Below are 16,241 nucleotides of genomic sequence, written 5' to 3'. Positions count from 1 at the left end.
TATAATTTGAGAAAAATTATTATTCTTACCGGTTTATTTTTTTTAATTTTTTCCTGTGAAAACAAACAAGAAAAAGAAGTAGATGCCTCTAAAATTTCTGAAAGTAATTACGATAAAATAGAAAGCCTTAAATGGTTGGTTGGCAATTGGGATAATATAATTCCTGAACAGCAATCGTATGAGAGTTGGAAGCAGAAAAATGACAGTACGCTAATTGCTTATAGTTATACGACGGTTTCTGAGGATACCGTTTTTCAAGAAAACATGCGTATTCAGCAAATTTCAAATCAGTTAATTCTAACAGTAAGTGTTCCAAATCAAAATGAAGAACAGCCAGTTGAATTTAAGTTGATACCCAAAAGCAATAATGAATTTACGTTTGTTAATGAACAACATGATTTTCCTAGTAAAATAAACTACACCAATCCTGTAAAAGATTCAATACATGCTTGGGTAGAAGGGCAAATTGATAGTGCTTATAAGAAGATTGATTTTTATTTTAAAAGGAGTAATTAATGCAAAAAACTCTTGTATTAATAGCACTAATACTAGTATTTATAGGTTGTAAGACTGTTAAATCGACATCACAGAAACAAATTCAACTCAAGTTTCTAGATGAATATATTGTTCCCAAGAACATTTCAATAGATGGTAATTTAGTTGGTGGCTTATCGGGAATAGACTATGCAAATGGAAGCTATTATTTAATTTGTGACGATGCTTCTAATCCCAGATATTACAAAGCGAACATTAAGATAAATAATTCAAAAATTGATACAATTGCGTTTACAGAAGTAGTTGTTTTTATTGACAGTACGCAATATTTGGATGTAGAATCTATTCGGTTTGATAAAAAAACAAATAACGTTGTCATAACAAGTGAGGGTAGTATTAACCTGAAGAAAGATCCCTCTTTTTTTAGTGTTGACTCTAAAGGTACAATTAACCATTTTTTTGAAATACCTCATCATCTTAAAGCAACAAGTAAGCAGAAACCTAGAAATAATGGTACGTTGGAAGGTGTAGCAATTAGCGATGACCAGAAAGGGTATTGGATTGCGATGGAATTGCCATTAGAATCTGATGGACCGGAACCTAAAGTTTTAGAAACGAAATCGCCAGTTAGAATAACGTATATAGATGCGAATACAAAAAAACCGACAAGGCAGTTTGCCTATTTGTTGGACAAGATAGCTAAAGAGCCGAGAGAAAACTTTGCTGTAAATGGGTTAACCGATCTGATTGAGTATAAAAAAAATCAATTTATTATTATAGAACGGAGTTATTCGTCAGGATTAGGTACGCAGGGTAATACGATCAGAATTTTCACCGTTAATGCCTCAAAAGCCAGTAATACAATTGCTATGGAGTCTTTAATTAATTCAGAGGTTGTTCTCGCTAATAAAAAGCTTTTGTTCGATTTTGAAAGTGTAAGAAGTGAGTTAACCGATAAAAGTATTGATAATATTGAAGGGCTCACGATTGGTCCAACGTTGGCCAATGGAAATAAAACTTTGATTTTAGTAGCGGATAACAACTTCAATAAATTAGGTGCTCAATTAAACCAATTTATTTTATTGGAAATTTTGAAGGATTAAAACTACTTTGCCGTAATAAATTAGTATACAAAAAAAATATATTTACTGTTTAGGTAGCTAATAAAAGGGATGGCGTAATTTTAGGTGATTTGAAATACGAATTTTTACTTTTTTTTATAGTATATAAAAAATATTTGTATCTTAGCAGTCTACTTAGAAAAGGTTTTGCCTTTTCTTTTTTGGGTGTTTTCATAAGTGTTTAGCGACAAAAATAATATCCCAAAATCTTAGACAGCTAAGTTTCTTAGCTGTCTTTTTTTTGTTTTTTTTAATAGTAATTGATTGGTAGTAAATTGATTGGTAATTTTAGAAGTTTAAAAAAGCTACAGATGCCGATGTGTTAATACCGTTAACAATTCTCGCTAACGTTTTAATATCAGCATTGCTATATAATTTATGACTAGGTTTTATAGTTGAATTATTTAATAAATTGTTGCGTTCTAAAATAGCTTTCGTTTGTCTGGCCACAGCTTCACCAGAATCAATAATAGTTAGCTTATTTCCAACTATTTTTTTAATTTGAGGTATTAAAAAAGGGTAATGGCTACAACCCAATACTAGATAATCTATTTTTTGTAGTAACATAGGCTGTAAAAATTTTTGCAACAAATGTTCCATTTCCATACTATTTATTTGATCATTTTCTATTAAAGGTACCAACCCTTCTCCTATAGTTTCAATTACAATTATACCCTCAGTAAACTTTTGTGAAGTACTATGGAATAAATCACTACTTAATGTTCCTTTAGTAGCTAAAATACCGATAGCGTTTGTTTTAGTGTTTAATGCGGCTGGTTTAATAGCAGGTTCAATACCAATAAACGACACATCGTAATTTGATCTAAGATAATCTATGGCATTTGTTGTTGCGGTGTTGCAGGCAACAACGATAAGCTTGCAATTTTTTTTTAAAAGTAACTCCGTGTTTTTTACACTCAGATTAATAATTTCTTGTTTTGACCTTTCACCATAAGGAGCATTTTTACTGTCTGCAAGATAAATAGTGTTTTCGTAAGGTAAATGTTGGACTAGCTCTTTCCAAATAGAAATACCGCCAATGCCAGAGTCAAAAACACCAATAGGATTTGTAGAAGTCATATTACAAATATAAGATAATGCATTACTATCTTTAGCGTATAAAAATAAAAAAATCCCGTTTAAAACGGGATTTTTTTATTTAATGTACTTTAAGTAAAATCTTATTTGATACCTAAGTTCGTTTTAACATCAGCCATTAGATCAGTACCTTTAAAAACAACTAGTCCTTTACCAGGAGTAGAGTCAATAACATAATCAAATCCTTTTGCTGCTGCAACGGCATCAATAGCTTTTTGAGCTCTTTCAGCTATAGGTTTGTATAAATCAAACTCCTTTTTTTGTAATTCTTCACGAGCAGTTTGTTGATACATTTGTAATTTACGTTGTGCATCTTGAACTTCTTGTAATCTTTTTTGATTTTCAGCATCTGTTTGAGTAGGTGCTTCTTTATCGTACTTTTGCATTTTTGTTTGTAATGCAGTTGATTGTTCTTTGAAATCAGCATCATATGCTTGCACCACTTTTTTAAGTTCTTCCTGCATCTGTTTAGTTTCTGGCATTGCAGCAACTAATTCGTCAGTATTAATATGTGCTACTTTAGACTGTGCATTCACGGTCATAGCTCCCAAAATTAATACACTTGTTAATAGTAGATTTTTAAATAGTTTCATTTGTTTTTAATTTATTAATTATTGTTTATTGTTGTTCCTTGTATTATTATTGATCAGTGACATTAAAGTCAACATCTGTTTTCTATTGACCTGTTTTTGTGGTGTCTTGTTTTTGCTTTATTGCTGCAGCTCTATCCTCTTTTAGTTTTGCAATTTCGTCCAAACGTTTCTGACGTGCCTCTTGCTTAAGCTTTATGGCTTCAGCTCTTTTTTGTGCTTTAGCTTCATTTTGTAATCTAATTTTTTCTCGTAAATCGTCATTTTTAGTTTTTCTTTCTTCTGCTTTTGTTTTAGCTTTTTCAACTGCTACTTCTTGAGCTTCTGTCCGTTCTACTTTTTTTTCTGCAATCTCTTTAATCTTACGACCTTTTACTATTTTATTTAATACCAACTCACTAATGTCATATTGATTGTTTGAATAAAGCATAACCAAATCACTAGACTTGTCAAAAACAATATCGTATTTTTTGGCTAATGCTATTTCTTGTACAGCATTATATATTTGATCTTGAACTGGTTTTACTAACTGCTGACGTAAAAAGAACATATCTCCGTTAGGGCCAAAATAAGCAGCTTGCAAATTCTTTAAATCGAGCTCTCTGATTTCAATATCTTCTTCTTTTTCATTAATTAAATCATCCGTTAGCAATGCTTTTTCGTTACTTAAATCTGTCTTTAAAGTTTCAATATCACTCTTTATCGCATCTAGCTTTTGTTGCCAAGTAATTACTTTTGCCTTTAATCTAGATTCAGCATCAACATATTCAGGTACATTATCTAGAATGTATTGCATATCAATATATGCTATTTTTTGTGGCTTTTGAGCTACGAGTACAGTACTTACGAATATAGTTAATATAAAAATTAATTTACGTATCATGTTACAATGTGTATTTAGAAAAAACCGTGCCAAAGTAAATATATTGCAAATGTACTAATTTAGTTAGAATTGTTGACCAATAATAAAATGTACAGATTGACCTGGCGTAACTAGATCAGTATCAAATCCTTTTGCAAAATCTATACCAAGTAAACCAAAGGCTGGCATGTGTATTCTAATACCTGCTCCAGCAGAACGTTTTAAATTAAATGGTGCAAAATTATTAAAATCATCAAATGCTTTACCACCTTCTAAAAAGCCTAATACGTAAATTGAAGCGGTTGGTTTTAAAGTTATAGGGTAACGAAGTTCTAATGAAAATTTGTTATAGATAGTACTTCCTAAGTTAGAAGATAAGCTGTTATTTTCGTAACCACGTAAACCAACAGTTGTTCTTCCATCAAATTGACCTGATGCTAGACCATCACCACCTAAGTAAAAACGTTCGAAAGGCGAAACACCTAATTCGTTATTATAAGCACCTAAGAAACCAAACTCAACGTTAGACATCAATACGAGTTCGTGTTGAGGTTTCCCCATTATTTTACTAAACCATTTACCGCTAAAGTTAAGTTTGTAGTATTCTAGTAGCTTAAAACGCTCTGCAGAAGATAAATTTTCATAATCTTTATCTTTACTGTCAAACAATGAATATGGAGGTGTTAATTTAGCACCTATACTGAATGTAGAACCCAAGGTTGGAAATATTGGATTATAACCAGCAGAACTTCTGCTAAAGTTAAGACCTAAAGATAAATTGTTTGAAATACCGTTATTAAATCCAAAAGTACCTAAGAAAAAGTTATCTAGATTAAAACGTTGGTAGCTAATGGCAGTAGATAATGTGAAATAATCATCAGGCCATTTTAAACGTTGATTTAGGGCTAATGTAGCACCAATAATATTTAATTTTTGATTTTTGTCAACCTTATTTGTTTGATAATTGTAGCTAAACTGACTAGAGCTATACACAGATAAGGATAATGACTTTGGTTTTTTACCACCAAACCATGGTTCCGTAAATGATATACTATACGAATTCGAAAAACGACTTGCTTGAGCACGTAATGCAACACTCTGTCCATCTCCTCTAGGTACTGGTTTATATTCTTTACCTTTAAAAATATTCTTTATTGAAAAGTTGCTAAAAGACAACCCTAAAGTTCCGATAAAAGTACTACCACCAAAACCACCTTGTAGTTCAATTTGACTGGCACCTTTTTCAACAACACTGTATTCTATATCAACTGTTTTATCTGCATAGTTAGGTTGCACATCAGGTACAATACTTTCTGGATCAATATATGGAAGCTGTCCTACCTCTCTAATAGTACGGATAATATCTTCTCTACTAAATAATTGACCTGGCATGGTACGCATTTCTCTCAATAACACATAGTCATTGGTTACTTCGTTACCTACAAGTGTTATTTTTCTAATATTAGCAGGTTCATCTTCTCTAATTCTAATCTGAATATCGATAGTATCATTTTCCACTTTAGTTTCCACAGGGATTACACTAGAAAACAAGTAACCATTATTAAGGTAGAAATTTGTAATGTCTTGAGAATCTGGTGTTCCGTCTCCTTTTATACGTTCGTTCAATAATTTTCCATTATATATGTCACCTTTTTCTAATCCAATGAACTGTTGTAAAATAGTATCAGAATAAACGGTATTACCCAAGAATTCAATATTACCGAAATAATATTTTTTTCCTTCGTTCAATGTGATATCTAGATTGATGGTATTGTCATCATTCCAAGAAATAGAGTCTTTTAAAATTTGAGCATCACGATATCCTTTTTCTTGATATTTTCCAATTAATTTTTCTAAGTCAGCCTCGTATTCTTCTTCAATATATTTAGAAGGTTTCCAGAAGCGATAAAATTTCTTTTGCTTTGTTTTTTTAAGTTGCTTTGCAAGCCACTTATCCTCATATTTCTCATTGCCACTGAAGCGTAAGTTTTTTATTTTTATTTTATTTCCTTTGTCAATAACAATAAGAGCTTTTTCGGCATTATTATCAGTAGTATCAACTTTGGTATTTATGTTAACTTTAGTTTTTAAAAACCCCTTGTCAACATATTTCTTTTTAATATAGTTTTTAGTCGTTGTTAAAAGGTTTTCGGTAAGCATTGCACCCTTTTTAAACTCTGTTTCTTTAATGAGTTCTTCCCCTTTATTCTTTTTCACTCCTTCAACAGTAACGGAGCTTATTTTTGTAAGTTCTTGAACTTCGAATTCTAAATAAATAGTGTTATCATCAATTTTTGTAACATAAACGTCAACATTGCTAAACAGTTTTGAGTTCCACAATTTTTTTATTGCTCCTGTTAATTTATCACCAGGTATTTTTATGGGCTGCCCCACTCTTAATTCAGAAAAAACGGTAATAGATTGATCAGAAAATTGCTCATTTCCTTTTATAGAAATACCACCAAGTATATACGTGCTTACTTTATTAAAATTAACATCGTCAATATTTATTTTTTTAGTAGGAATTGTATCAGTAGATTTTACAGCAAGACTATCAATTGCAGAAGGGGTAATTATGGTATCTGCAGTTTTTGTAGTTGTTTGGGGGATGTCTTGTGCATTACTTAAAAATGCTGTTAGTGTAAATACTAAGAGTAGTAGGTTGACCTTTAGTTTTCTAATCATTATTGTTTTGAATTTGTTCACTAATTTTCCCAAAGCGTCTTTCTCGACATTGATAATCTAAGATTGCTTTAAAAAAATCTTCTTTTCTAAAATCTGGCCATAATACATCAGTAAAGTATAATTCTGCATAGGCGATTTGCCATAATAAAAAATTACTGATGCGTTTTTCACCACTAGTACGTATCAAAAAATCAACGTCGGGCAAAGTAAATGTATATAAATGATTATTTATAATATTTTCATCAATTTCTTCGATCGAAAGCTGCTTATTAACAACTTTTTTAGAAATATTTTTAATAGTATTAACAATTTCTTCTCTCGATCCATAGCTTAATGCCAAATTTAACACCATAGAAGTATTATTTTTGGTCAATTCAATAACTTCAAGTAGCTCTTTTTGAGCTTTTTTTGGTAAATTTTGAGTTTGACCTATCGTTTGTAGTCGAATATTATTTTTTTGAAAAGTTTCTAATTCATCTTTTAGCGAACTCACTAAAATTTTCATTAAGGCTTTTACTTCCGTTTTTGGACGGTTCCAATTTTCTGTTGAAAAAGCATATAGGGTAAGAACTTCAATACCGATTTCGGAAGCAGCTTCAACAGTTTGTTTTACTGCTTTAACACCATTACGATGCCCAAAAACTCTGAGCATTCCTTTTTGTTTAGCCCAACGACCGTTGCCATCCATAATTATGGCAACATGTTTTGGTTTTTTTTCGGTATTTATTTGTGTTAATATATCCATTGTGTGTTAAAAGGCACCAGTATAGCAACCTGGTCTGCCAAAGGCATAAACTATTGTAATACCAGTAAAAACATACCAATCATTGCTGTTGGGGTTTCCAAATGTAAATCTACTATCATCAATTGCATGGTTGTTGCCGTCAATAACATCTTTAAAAGTATATCTAAAAGAGGTTTCTAAAGCAATTCCTACATTTTCCATCAGTTTCATTTTATAACCAAGACCTATTGGAATTACAAGTGAAGTTGTTCTAGTATTACTTCCATTGTCATCAATAATAGCGTAATTTACAGCTCCTACTTGTGCAATTATATATGGCGTTTGTGTAAAGCCCGTTTTGTTTAGGCTATACTTAAAGAAACTGAACTCTACACCTAAGGCAGCTTCTAATATTGAATTGGTAAATTGAAGACCTCTGTCTTGCCTTACACTGCTTTGTGCTTTATTGTCATTATCACTTAAACGCGTATATAAACCTGTAGCTCTGAAGGTGATTCTAGGAGTGTAATTAAACTTAGCAACACCGCCAAGGGCTATTCTATTCGGTTGAATATAAAATTCAGAACCAATATCGCCAACGTAATTACTACCGCCTAAAAAGACACCAGCTTCATACAGTTGTGCTGATGAAATACTTGTAATTAGTATGAATATATTAAATAAAAGCCTTTTTCTCATTTTAAAAAATGTTTGCAAATATAGTTAAATCTATCAGGTTTAAAAGGATAAAACTTCCTTTTTTGATAAACAGTTTTAATGGTAAAATATTGTTGTCAAGACCGTTAAGTTTTCACAAAATAGTGTTAATAAAAAGGTTTCTAGTTGCGTTTGTCTTCTCCCCAAAGCAATTTATCTCTAAGTGTTTTAAAGAAAGTCTGTTGATCTAATTGTATGGTTTTAAGTGAAAAATCGGCTTTTTTTATGGTAATTACTGAGTTGCTATCAATGGTAGTAGTTCGAGAATCTAAAGATAATAAAGCTTGTTTTTCTCTTGCAATTATTTTTAATTTGATGGTAGTATTTTCTGGTATAACTAAAGGTCTTGCATTTAAGTTGTGAGGGGCAATTGGAGTTAATACCAAACTTTTAGTATTTGGTGTTATAACTGGTCCACCACAGCTTAAAGAGTACCCTGTTGAGCCAGTTGGTGTAGCTACAATTAAACCATCTGCCCAGTAAGAAGTTAAATACTCATCATTTAGATATGATTCAACAGTAATCATTGAAGTTGTATTTCTCCTACTAACTGCAATTTCGTTTAAGGCAAAGTTAATTTCTGAAAGATCATCATTTTTTTTATTTGAAGTAACACTCAGCAATGTTCTTTCATTAATGGTGTATTTTCTGGTAATTAATAAATTAATAGCTTCAGAAATACTGTCTTTTTGAATAGTTGCTAAAAAACCTAATCTACCAATATTGATACCTAAAATAGGGATGTCTAGATCTCTAACATAGGTAACCGCTCTTAAAAAGGTACCATCACCACCAACAGTAAGCATCACCTCAAAAGAGTTGTCTAAATCTTTATAACTACTAAAGGTTTGATATTCTTTCTCTGGGAAATTATTAACCTTAATAAGGTCGTAGAAATTTTCTTCAATAAAAACATCAATATTTTTTGCAGCCAGTGTTTTTAATAGAATTTCTATATAGCTAATGGCTTCTCCTTTATAATATTGTCCGTAAATACCTACTTTCATGTTTTGGTTTTATGACTAAATGTCTAAATATTTTTGTAAATAATCTGACCTCTCTTTTAATGTATTTAGATACTCATCCACATGGAAGCTATTCAATATTGTATAATTATATCGTCTAAAAGATTGAATGGTGTTGTTAAGATCATGATCACTTATTTTAATCGTAATCTCTGCAGTTTCTTTATTAATATTTGAAATAAAAGCACCAAGTAATTTTGCATTGTTAGATTCTACAATTTGAGAAATTTCACTAAAGGAATATTCGTTAACTCCTTTAGAAACAACCATAACGGCACCACTTTGGTTTAAAAAAGGAGTGCTGTTAAATATGTGTAAAATATCGGCTAATTCATAATATCCTAAATACTTTAATTTTTCTGTTACAACAGGAATAATAGTAGCCTCATTTAATGCAAATATTTTTAATAACTCAAACCAATTTGTGTTTTTGCGAGCAAAAAACGATTGAAATAAATAGCTGTATTCAGATATTAATTGATCATCTTCTGCAATGGTTTGCACGTCATTTTCAGCAATTAACCCCATGAAATTTCCTTGCTCAATAACTGGCAGGTGTGTGAACGTAAGTAGATTAAACAATCCTTTGGCTTTGCTGATCTTGTCAGACGTCTGCAAGGCTCTTACGTCTTTTGATATGTAATCTGATGTTATCATATTATGTTGCAAAATAACTAAAATTAAACTACAAATACACTAATTTTGTTTTTGTAAATTTAAATGAAGGTTAAAGCTTACCTGTATTTAATCGAATTAACCCCAAGGTAAGTCCTGCATAAAATTGTTTAATCAATAAACGACAAATGACGAAATTAAGTGTAAATATTAATAAAATTGCAACGTTAAGAAATTCAAGAGGTGGAGATACTCCAAATTTGGTGAGTGTAGCAGTTGATATTCAAGAGTTTGGTGCACAAGGTATTACGATACATCCAAGACCTGATGAAAGACATGTTAGGTATCAGGATGCATATGATTTAAAGCCGATTGTAACTACAGAATATAATATTGAAGGGAATCCTATAAACAAGTTTATAGATATGGTATTGGCTATTAAGCCTACTCAAGTAACCTTGGTGCCAGACGGAATTAATGCGATTACCTCAAATGCAGGTTGGGATACCATTAAAAATCAGTCATTTTTAACCGAAGTAGTTGCTGAATTTAAGAGAAATGGAATAAGAACTTCAATTTTTATGGATCCTGACTTGGGTTTAATAGAAGCTGCGGTAAAGACAGGGGCAGAGAGAATAGAACTTTATACAGAAGCGTTTGCAACGGAATATGAATTGGGAAATAAAGAAGCAATAAAGCCATATGTAGCATCTGCAAATTTAGCTACAGAATTAGGTTTAGGGATAAATGCGGGTCATGATTTAAGTCTAGATAATATTCAGTTTTTTGCTAAAAACATACCTAATTTATTAGAAGTATCAATTGGGCATGCTCTAATTTCTGAAGCCTTATATTTAGGATTAGAGAATGTGGTAAACTTATATTTACATAAATTAAAATAATGGAAGTATTGTATTCTAAAATTCAAGGCCAGGGAGCACCATTAATTATATTGCATGGTCTTTTAGGGATGAGTGATAATTGGAAAACCTTAGCAAATAAGTTTGCAGAAAATTATGAAGTTCATTTAATAGATCAGCGTAATCATGGTAGAAGTTTTCACTCAGATAACTTTAACTATGAAGTAATGGTTGAAGATTTATCGAGTTATATTGAATATCACAAACTTAGTCGAGTAAATTTAATTGGACATTCCATGGGCGGAAAAGTGGCTATGTTATTTGCGGTAACCTATCCCGAAAAAATGAATAAATTGATTGTTGCTGATATTGGTCCCAAGTTTTATCCTAGGCATCATGATGTGATTTTTGACGGATTGTTGGCGATTGATTTTTCAAAACAAAAAACGAGAGGTGCCGTTGAGGAAGTTTTAAAAAAATATATTTCAGATTGGGGCACACGTCAGTTTTTACTTAAGAATGTGTACTGGATAACAAAAGAGCAACTTGCATTTAGATTTAATTTGGAAGGGCTAATTGAGAATATTGATGAAATAGGGGCTCCTTTACCCTCTTTATCTGTATTTGAAGGTGATACCTTATTTTTAAAAGGAGAAAATTCGGGTTATATTGCAGATAGTGATATTTCATTAATCACAGCTCATTTCCCCAAAGCAGCAGTAAAAACTGTCAAAAATGCAGGACATTGGCTACATGCAGAGAATCCTAATGATTTTTACAGCTATGTTGTCAGTTTTTTAAACGAATAGTGTTTTGGCATATATGTTGACTGTTTAGTTTGTTCTCGTTAGGAGATTTTAGGGTGCACATAGATTTGGTTTTATAGGACTCTTTTTTTAAAAATTAATTAAGAAATGGAAAAACGAATGGTGTACTTTTATATAAATATAAAAAACAAATCAATATGAAATTAGTTTTAAAAATGTTACTGACAGCTATTGCTGTCGTTATTTTAGCAAAAATTTTACCAGGCATTTATGTAGATTCGTATTCAACGGCTGTAATTGTAGCGATAGTGTTGGGGCTTTTACGTGTTTTTGTAAAACCGTTAATTATACTTTTTACACTACCCTTAACAATATTAACTCTTGGTGTTTTTCTATTTGTAATAAATGCAGGTATTATATTATTGGCTGATAAGTTGGTGGATGGTTTTGCAGTATCAGGTTTTTGGTACGCTTTACTATTTAGTTTACTGTTATCCTTTTTTCAATCAATACTTTATTCCTTTTTAAAGGAAGATCAACAAAAACAGATGTCTTAACTTGTTATATAGTAGAAATTTACTAATTTTGCACTCGCTAAAGCGATTTTGCATTATTCCAACATTAAAGAAAAGAAATATAAGATGAATATTACCAAAGAAAATATTGATGATTTAAATGCTGTTGTAAAAATTAATATTACAGAGGAAGATTATCAAAACAAAGTAGCAGAAATTTTACAAGATTATCGTAAAAAAGCAAATATTCCAGGTTTCAGAAAGGGGCACGTGCCAATGAGCTTGGTTAAAAAGCAATATGAAAAGCCTGTTCTTATTGATGAGGTAAATAAATTATTGCAAGAATCTTTAAGTAAATTTTTGGTTGAAGAAAAATTAGATATTTTAGGAAATCCATTGCCTAAGACTCAAGAAGATTTTTCTTGGGATGCTGACCAGTTTTCTTTTGAATTTGAATTGGGTCTAGCACCTCAGTTTGAGGTGAATTTACAACCTAAAAAAGCGATAACAAGTTATAAGATTATTGCTGATAAAAAGATGTTGAATGATCAAATAGAGAATATTCAAGAACGTTATGGTAAAATGATCTCTCAAACTGAAATAGCTGAGAATTCAAATATAACAGGTACGTTTGTTAATGAAGAAAAAGAGATTGAGAAAAAATCAACTTTTAAATTAGATAAAGTAAAAGGTAAAACCAATAAGAAATTATTTGTTGGAGCAAAAGTAAGTGATGTTATTACTTTAAAAACAAAAGGACTTTTTACTGATGATCATTTATTGCAAAACCATTTAGGTGTAGCTCATGATGATGCTCATGGATTAGATATTGAAGTTCAATTTACAGTTGAAGAAATTTCTGAAACGGAACCAGCGGATTTGAATCAAGAATTATATGATAAATTATTCGGAGAAGGAGTAGTTAAAGATGAAAAAGAATTCAAAAGTCGTTTAAAAGAAGATGCTGAAAAGCAATTTGAACAACAATCAGATCAGCAATTACTAAATGCAGTAACTGAAGGTTTAATTGAAAGCACAAAATTTGATTTACCTGCTGAATTTTTACAAAAATGGATTGCAGTAGCTGGTGAAAAACAATTAACTGAGCAAGAAGCTGAAGAAGAATATACGCGTTCTGAAAAAGGATTACGTTACCAACTTATTGAAGGTAAAATTAGTAAAGAGAATAATTTACAAGTAACTTTTGAAGAATTAAAGGAGTTTGCTAAAGGCTTTATTAAAAGTCAAATGGCACAGTATGGTAATGCAAATCCTGAAGAAAAAGAATTAGATGAAATTGCAGGTAGAATTTTGGGTAATCAAGAGGAAGCTAAACGTTTATCTGAACAATTGATGAGTCAGAAATTATTGACTTTCTATAAAGAGAATGTAAAGTTAAAAGCGAAAGAAGTAAGTTTTGACGACTTTGTAAAAGAGGTTTATAAATAAACACAGTAGCTTATAAAAATAAAAAATCCCGAAATTTTAATTTCGGGATTTTTTTTATGCTTATTATTTTTTTATGGGTACTTCAGTCATTGTAACGATGTGTTTGCCCGCTTGAGTTTCCCCAGTAGGGTCACCGTTTTCGTCGGTTAATTCTATAGTTATGTCTTTCCATGTTATTTCAAACTTTTTACCAATAGCTTGCTCGTCAAACAAGTCAACTGTAACTTCATTATCTATTTCGTTAAAAACAGTCATTTTATTGTTATTGTCTTTAAATTCAAAATAGTAATCTTCAGTTAAACCAGAAAAGGTTCCAGTAAAATTATGAATATCTTGTGCGAAACTGTTGGTATAGGATACTAGTGCAAAAACTAGAATTGCAATTTTTTTCATCTTTTTAATATTTTATGTTAAATTTTTTCAGGTAAATTTTTTTCGAAAACATGCTGTAACTACAGTCATGTTAAAAGCTATAAAAAAGACTTTTGTTCAAAGTTAAATAGCTTCGTGCGGAAGTGTTAAAATTAGTCCTTCATAAATATTAAAATTTGCTATAGTAAAAGTAATTAAATTTATAATTCAAAAAACATTCAGTGTAAAATATTTTTAGAGCCTATAACTATTAAATAAATTCGTAATTAGTTAGTATATTTACCGTCTTATTCAAGAACCATTTAAAATAAAGCATAATGAATTACGGAGAAGAATTTAAAAAATTTGCTATAAAGGACCAAGGAATTAATAGCATGTACTATGATAAGATGATTAGTGCAATGTATCCTACGAACCTTACCCCAAATATTATTGAGGAACGTAAAATGAATATTGCCATTTTTGACGTTTTTTCACGTTTAATGATGGATAGAATCATCTTTTTAGGAACAGGTATTGACGATTATGTTGCTAATGTTATTCAGGCTCAATTGTTATTTTTAGAAAGTACTGATGCCTCAAAAGATATTTCAATTTACATAAACTCACCAGGTGGAGGTGTGTATGCAGGATTAGGTATTTACGATACTATGCAGTTTATTAAGCCAGATGTATCTACAATTTGTACTGGTATTGCAGCTTCTATGGCAGCCGTATTAATGTGTGCAGGTGCAAAAGGGAAGCGTTCAGCTTTAACACACTCACGTATTATGATTCATCAACCTTTAGGTGGAGCTCAAGGGCAAGCATCTGATATTGAGATTACTGCAAGAGAGATTTTGAAATTAAAAGATGAATTGTATCAAATAATTGCAAGTCATTCAGGACAAGACATTAAAAAAGTGCATGACGATTCTGATAGAGATTATTGGATGAAAGCAGACGAGGCAAAAAAATATGGTATGATAGATGAGGTTTTAATTAGAAATTCATAACAGATCCTATTTAAAGCTGTTTAGTAAAAAGATTTGAAGTAAGTAAAAAGATTATGGCAGAGAAGAAAGAGTTAGAGTGTTCATTTTGTGGGCGTAAAGAATCGGAAACCGATATGCTGATTGCAGGGTTAGAAGGTCATATATGTGATAGATGTATAGAGCAGGCACATGGTTTAGTAGTAAAAGAACTTTCTGAATCTAAAAATTCAGGATTGTCGGCTGAATTAATACTAAAAAAGCCACAAGAAATAAAAAGTTTTTTAGATCAATATATAATTGGACAAAATCAGGCAAAAAGAGTTTTGTCGGTTGCTGTATATAATCACTATAAACGATTGTTACAACCAGCTTCAAAAAATGAAGATGATATTGAGATAGAAAAAAGTAATATAATGTTGGTGGGTGAAACAGGTACAGGAAAAACATTAATGGCTAGAACCATTGCTAAAATGTTAAATGTACCCTTTGCTATTGTAGACGCAACTGTGTTAACAGAAGCAGGATATGTTGGTGAAGATGTAGAAACTATTTTAACACGTTTATTACAAGCTGCAGATTATAATGTTCAAAAAGCAGAAAGAGGCATTGTTTTTATTGATGAAATTGATAAAATTGCTAGAAAAAGCGACAATCCTTCAATAACTAGAGACGTTTCTGGTGAAGGTGTTCAACAGGCTCTACTTAAATTGTTAGAAGGAACAATAGTTAATGTACCACCAAAAGGGGGTAGAAAACATCCAGATCAAAAATTTGTAGAGGTTAACACTCGTAACATTTTATTTGTTGCTGGTGGAGCATTTGATGGTGTAGACAGAATCATAAGTAAGCGTTTAAATATGCAAGCTGTAGGTTACAGTGCGTCGAAAAATGAAGAACGTGTAGATGATAAAAATTTGTTGCAATATGTAATTCCAAAAGATTTAAAAGATTTTGGGTTAATTCCTGAAATTATAGGTCGTTTACCAGTGTTAACTTATTTGAATCCGTTAGACGCTAAAACTTTAAGAGCTATTTTAACAGAGCCTAAAAATGCCATAATTAAGCAATATGAAAAGCTTTTTGAAATGGATGGTATTGATTTTTCTATAGATGAAAAAGCGTTAGATTATATTGTTCAAAAAGCTGTTGATTATAAACTTGGAGCACGTGGTTTACGTTCTTTGTGTGAAGCTATTTTAACCGACGCCATGTTTGAATTGCCTGGTGGCGATGAAAAAAAATTAAGAGTGACCAGAAGTTATGCCGAAGGTAAAATGGAAAAATCTACCTTAAGTAAATTAAAAGCGGTTTCTTAATCATATCAAGACCTCACAGATTTAAAATTTGTGAGGTTTCTTTTACTTATTATCTA

At 31.1% G+C, this 16,241-nt stretch carries 17 protein-coding genes; 8 read left to right on the top strand and 9 right to left on the bottom strand.

What is annotated here, in order from left to right; genetic code table 11:
- The first annotated feature begins 6 nt into the window (after positions 1 to 6).
- Complete coding sequence (locus D3P13_RS09980) at positions 7 to 516, top strand: DUF6265 family protein (RefSeq protein WP_157972882.1); 510 nt, start codon at positions 7 to 9, stop codon at positions 514 to 516.
- A complete protein-coding gene (locus D3P13_RS09975) occupies positions 516 to 1,598 on the top strand; it encodes an esterase-like activity of phytase family protein (RefSeq protein ID WP_117881903.1) in 1,083 nt (360 codons plus the stop codon). The genes D3P13_RS09980 and D3P13_RS09975 overlap by 1 nt, the downstream gene beginning before the upstream one ends.
- 306 nt (positions 1,599 to 1,904) lie before the next feature.
- On the opposite strand, the gene murI is transcribed toward D3P13_RS09975, so the two are convergent.
- From murI to D3P13_RS09935, 8 genes are all read right to left on the bottom strand, one after another.
- Positions 1,905 to 2,696: a glutamate racemase gene (gene murI / locus D3P13_RS09970; RefSeq protein ID WP_117881901.1), complete on the bottom strand. Its 792-nt coding sequence runs from the start codon at positions 2,694 to 2,696 to the stop codon at positions 1,905 to 1,907.
- Between the two features lie 101 nt (positions 2,697 to 2,797).
- On the bottom strand, positions 2,798 to 3,307 hold the full coding sequence (locus D3P13_RS09965; RefSeq protein ID WP_117881899.1) for an OmpH family outer membrane protein: 510 nt from the start codon (positions 3,305 to 3,307) through the stop codon (positions 2,798 to 2,800).
- Between the two features lie 82 nt (positions 3,308 to 3,389).
- A complete protein-coding gene (locus D3P13_RS09960; protein WP_117881897.1) occupies positions 3,390 to 4,187 on the bottom strand; it encodes an OmpH family outer membrane protein in 798 nt (265 codons plus the stop codon).
- 63 nt (positions 4,188 to 4,250) lie between these two features.
- On the bottom strand, positions 4,251 to 6,851 hold the full coding sequence (gene bamA / locus D3P13_RS09955) for an outer membrane protein assembly factor BamA (protein ID WP_117881895.1): 2,601 nt from the start codon (positions 6,849 to 6,851) through the stop codon (positions 4,251 to 4,253).
- Entirely contained in the window at positions 6,844 to 7,596 is a 753-nt protein-coding gene (locus tag D3P13_RS09950; RefSeq protein WP_117881893.1) for an isoprenyl transferase, read from the bottom strand. Before D3P13_RS09950 ends, bamA begins: the two co-directional genes overlap by 8 nt.
- Positions 7,597 to 7,602: 6 nt before the next feature.
- Positions 7,603 to 8,274, bottom strand: coding sequence for a type IX secretion system protein PorG (porG, locus tag D3P13_RS09945; RefSeq protein WP_117881891.1), 672 nt, complete (start codon positions 8,272 to 8,274; stop codon positions 7,603 to 7,605).
- Positions 8,275 to 8,414: 140 nt separating this feature from the next.
- Positions 8,415 to 9,299, bottom strand: a complete 885-nt coding sequence (locus D3P13_RS09940) for an NAD kinase (RefSeq protein ID WP_117881889.1) — start codon at positions 9,297 to 9,299, stop codon at positions 8,415 to 8,417.
- A gap of 15 nt (positions 9,300 to 9,314) precedes the next feature.
- The gene (locus D3P13_RS09935; protein WP_117881887.1) at positions 9,315 to 9,974 is read right to left on the bottom strand and encodes a CBS domain-containing protein; all 660 of its coding nucleotides are present in this window, start codon (positions 9,972 to 9,974) and stop codon (positions 9,315 to 9,317) included.
- Between the two features lie 146 nt (positions 9,975 to 10,120).
- On the opposite strand from D3P13_RS09935, the gene D3P13_RS09930 reads away from it, so the two are divergent.
- The 4 genes from D3P13_RS09930 to tig all read left to right on the top strand — a co-directional run bounded on the left by D3P13_RS09930 (position 10,121) and on the right by tig (position 13,523).
- Entirely contained in the window at positions 10,121 to 10,834 is a 714-nt protein-coding gene (locus tag D3P13_RS09930; RefSeq protein WP_117881885.1) for a pyridoxine 5'-phosphate synthase, read from the top strand.
- Entirely contained in the window at positions 10,834 to 11,601 is a 768-nt protein-coding gene (locus D3P13_RS09925) for an alpha/beta fold hydrolase (RefSeq protein ID WP_117881883.1), read from the top strand. Before D3P13_RS09930 ends, D3P13_RS09925 begins: the two co-directional genes overlap by 1 nt.
- A 155-nt stretch (positions 11,602 to 11,756) precedes the next feature.
- A complete protein-coding gene (locus D3P13_RS09920; protein WP_117881881.1) occupies positions 11,757 to 12,116 on the top strand; it encodes a phage holin family protein in 360 nt (119 codons plus the stop codon).
- Positions 12,117 to 12,200: 84 nt separating this feature from the next.
- A complete protein-coding gene (gene tig / locus D3P13_RS09915) occupies positions 12,201 to 13,523 on the top strand; it encodes a trigger factor (protein ID WP_117881879.1) in 1,323 nt (440 codons plus the stop codon).
- 63 nt (positions 13,524 to 13,586) lie between these two features.
- On the opposite strand, the gene D3P13_RS09910 is transcribed toward tig, so the two are convergent.
- The gene (locus D3P13_RS09910) at positions 13,587 to 13,916 is read right to left on the bottom strand and encodes a hypothetical protein (protein WP_117881877.1); all 330 of its coding nucleotides are present in this window, start codon (positions 13,914 to 13,916) and stop codon (positions 13,587 to 13,589) included.
- A gap of 296 nt (positions 13,917 to 14,212) precedes the next feature.
- Between D3P13_RS09910 and clpP the strand changes: the two genes are divergently transcribed.
- Both clpP and clpX read left to right on the top strand, forming a co-directional pair.
- A complete protein-coding gene (gene clpP / locus D3P13_RS09905; RefSeq protein WP_117881875.1) occupies positions 14,213 to 14,890 on the top strand; it encodes an ATP-dependent Clp endopeptidase proteolytic subunit ClpP in 678 nt (225 codons plus the stop codon).
- 53 nt (positions 14,891 to 14,943) lie between these two features.
- Positions 14,944 to 16,185, top strand: coding sequence for an ATP-dependent Clp protease ATP-binding subunit ClpX (gene clpX / locus D3P13_RS09900; protein WP_117881873.1), 1,242 nt, complete (start codon positions 14,944 to 14,946; stop codon positions 16,183 to 16,185).
- The last annotated feature ends 56 nt before the right edge of the window (positions 16,186 to 16,241 follow it).

Origin of the sequence: Aureibaculum luteum, from assembly GCF_003449015.1 — a bacterium.
GTDB classification, from domain to species: Bacteria; Bacteroidota; Bacteroidia; order Flavobacteriales; family Flavobacteriaceae; genus Aureibaculum; species Aureibaculum luteum.
The sequence above is the reverse complement of the archived record's forward strand: the minus strand, read 5'-3'. Positions and strand labels throughout refer to the sequence as shown.

Coding starts and splice junctions, on each gene's coding strand:
- tig (WP_117881879.1), top strand. CDS start 12,201: ATGAATATTACCAAAGAAAATATTGATGATTTAAATGCTGTTGTAAAA.
- D3P13_RS09960 (WP_117881897.1), bottom strand. CDS start 4,187: ATGATACGTAAATTAATTTTTATATTAACTATATTCGTAAGTACTGTA.
- D3P13_RS09930 (WP_117881885.1), top strand. CDS start 10,121: ATGACGAAATTAAGTGTAAATATTAATAAAATTGCAACGTTAAGAAAT.
- D3P13_RS09950 (WP_117881893.1), bottom strand. CDS start 7,596: ATGGATATATTAACACAAATAAATACCGAAAAAAAACCAAAACATGTT.
- D3P13_RS09925 (WP_117881883.1), top strand. CDS start 10,834: ATGGAAGTATTGTATTCTAAAATTCAAGGCCAGGGAGCACCATTAATT.
- clpP (WP_117881875.1), top strand. CDS start 14,213: ATGAATTACGGAGAAGAATTTAAAAAATTTGCTATAAAGGACCAAGGA.
- bamA (WP_117881895.1), bottom strand. CDS start 6,851: ATGATTAGAAAACTAAAGGTCAACCTACTACTCTTAGTATTTACACTA.
- D3P13_RS09910 (WP_117881877.1), bottom strand. CDS start 13,916: ATGAAAAAAATTGCAATTCTAGTTTTTGCACTAGTATCCTATACCAAC.
- murI (WP_117881901.1), bottom strand. CDS start 2,696: ATGACTTCTACAAATCCTATTGGTGTTTTTGACTCTGGCATTGGCGGT.
- clpX (WP_117881873.1), top strand. CDS start 14,944: ATGGCAGAGAAGAAAGAGTTAGAGTGTTCATTTTGTGGGCGTAAAGAA.
- D3P13_RS09920 (WP_117881881.1), top strand. CDS start 11,757: ATGAAATTAGTTTTAAAAATGTTACTGACAGCTATTGCTGTCGTTATT.
- D3P13_RS09965 (WP_117881899.1), bottom strand. CDS start 3,307: ATGAAACTATTTAAAAATCTACTATTAACAAGTGTATTAATTTTGGGA.
- D3P13_RS09975 (WP_117881903.1), top strand. CDS start 516: ATGCAAAAAACTCTTGTATTAATAGCACTAATACTAGTATTTATAGGT.
- D3P13_RS09940 (WP_117881889.1), bottom strand. CDS start 9,299: ATGAAAGTAGGTATTTACGGACAATATTATAAAGGAGAAGCCATTAGC.
- porG (WP_117881891.1), bottom strand. CDS start 8,274: ATGAGAAAAAGGCTTTTATTTAATATATTCATACTAATTACAAGTATT.
- D3P13_RS09935 (WP_117881887.1), bottom strand. CDS start 9,974: ATGATAACATCAGATTACATATCAAAAGACGTAAGAGCCTTGCAGACG.